This window comes from Rhodopirellula maiorica SM1 (assembly GCF_000346295.1).
In the GTDB taxonomy this organism is placed as follows: domain Bacteria; phylum Planctomycetota; class Planctomycetia; order Pirellulales; family Pirellulaceae; genus Novipirellula; species Novipirellula maiorica.
Genome location: NZ_ANOG01000236.1, coordinates 1 through 860, shown reverse-complemented (window position 1 = coordinate 860; position 860 = coordinate 1). Strand labels below are relative to the sequence as shown.

Annotated in this window: 1 protein-coding gene; it reads right to left on the bottom strand. The window is 57.1% G+C overall.

Features of this window, described 5'->3' with window-relative positions; genetic code table 11:
• Positions 1-104: 104 nt before the first annotated feature.
• Entirely contained in the window at positions 105-482 is a 378-nt protein-coding gene (locus RMSM_RS38200; RefSeq protein WP_008693543.1) for a transposase, read from the bottom strand.
• Between the last annotated feature and the right edge of the window lie 378 nt (positions 483-860).

The window sequence follows — 860 nt, the reverse complement described above, 5'->3', positions numbered from 1 at the left end:
GCTGGTCGTAGGCAATCCAGTCGACCCGTTTTGACTTCCGCGCGTAACCCGCAAAACTGCTGTGGGGCCAGGACTCGGGGTCGGCAGCCAGCGAGCGAGTGCCGCTAGAGGGATTCAAGTGGATGTGCCGACTGAGTGTCCAGTAATAGCCCGCATCTTCGATGCAAGAAGGCTTTGTAGCGTCCCTGATAGAGATGTCCGGATCGCTGGTTCCGTTTGGCATACCAATTGGCGTAGCCGGAAAGCCAATGCTGCATGCCCCGAGCCAAATTGGGCTTGGGAGTTTGGATCAGGGCATGGATATGATTTGGCATCCAGCAATAGGCCAGCACGACCCACCCACTTCGCTGGACCTCGTCCTGGAGTCCCTGCGTGAAGCGATCGTAGTGGCCTTGATCGTGAAACAGCTTGCGGCGTCCATCACCACGGGTGACGACGTGGTAGTTGGCGCCAGGGAATTGGATCCGGGGCGGTCTGGGCATGGCAAACCTCCGGCAGAAAAAAGAGCAAAGCTCTTTATGCTACCCTCTCTGGAACACCGAATACAAGGCCTTTCCCCAGCGCAGCCTTTCCCAAGGCCTGACCCCAGCGCAGCCTTTTCCGGCCACTTATGAACACCGAACACAAGGCCTGACCCCGGCAAAGCCCTCCCAAGTTGCTGGCTCCTATTCGAGAAGCCATTTCGGCATCGACAAAGGTTGGAAAGTGATCCAGCACTAGGCGATTCTTTACGAAAAGAGTCCTGACGCTTTCTCAGGCCCTTGCGACGCGAGTGCTTCCATCGAGAAGGCACGCGGAGCCCAAAAAAGTGAAATGCTGACCGCGGAAGCTCCATCGCCAGCAAACGCACTCAGACGAAT